The 303-nt window shown below is 49.2% G+C and carries 1 protein-coding gene; it reads right to left on the reverse strand.

The features are described from left to right. Nucleotides 1–288: glycoside hydrolase family 3 N-terminal domain-containing protein (locus GSQ92_RS22295; protein WP_305782232.1), on the reverse strand; the 288-nt coding region annotated here is incomplete at its 3' end. Nucleotides 289–303 lie beyond the last annotated feature (15 nt).

Here is a 303-nt window from a genome sequence, read left to right on the forward strand (position 1 = left end):
TAGCAACATGATACGGGTAGCCATGTCGTCAAGTCTCCATTCGGGGACAGTACCATTAAGAACAGCCAGTGTCAGATTTGCACCCCAGTACGACACTCCGGTGTTGAAAGCGGTGTCACCAGGCATAGACATGTCCAGTCCTGCGAGGGCTGCCGAAACACCGGAGCCTTGAGCTTGCCAATCACTCATAATGAAGCCTTGGAAGTTCAATTCATTCTTGAGTAGGTGGTTGAGCAAGTAGCTGTTGCCGCAAGCGTATGAATTGTTGACTTGATTATAAGAGCACATGACGGAACGTCTGTA

Source organism: Acidisoma sp. S159, assembly GCF_009766125.1.
Taxonomy (GTDB): Bacteria; Pseudomonadota; Alphaproteobacteria; order Acetobacterales; family Acetobacteraceae; genus Acidisoma.